1 protein-coding gene is annotated in these 278 nt (G+C 51.4%); it reads right to left on the bottom strand.

Annotated elements, in window-relative coordinates:
- Positions 1–92: 92 nt before the first annotated feature.
- A partial coding sequence (locus tag RYX56_RS22040; protein ID WP_317124075.1) for a hypothetical protein occupies positions 93–278 on the bottom strand: 186 nt, incomplete at its 5' end.

Consider the following 278-nt stretch of genomic DNA (forward strand, 5'->3'; position numbering starts at 1 on the left):
CCGAGCTTCGAGAACGTCTGAGAACGTCCAGCTCAACAACCGGAATATCCACGAATTTCGTATTTGCAATTGCAAGTGTGACAGCCCCAACGTCACAATTGCAATTGACCAGCGATATCAGAAAACTCTCCTGCTTCATCGCGGTCGTCGTCGGTCACTTCCCGTTCAGCATCCTTCGGCTCTGAGATGTCTACCGAGCGAAGACCATCTTCATCCTCAAGTAGTCTGTCATCATCGACTAGCGCTCTTGCAACACCTGAGCCCTCGCACGCCACATT

The organism is Alkalihalophilus lindianensis (assembly GCF_032843265.1).
Lineage (GTDB): Bacteria > Bacillota > Bacilli > Bacillales > Bacillaceae_D > Alkalihalophilus > Alkalihalophilus lindianensis.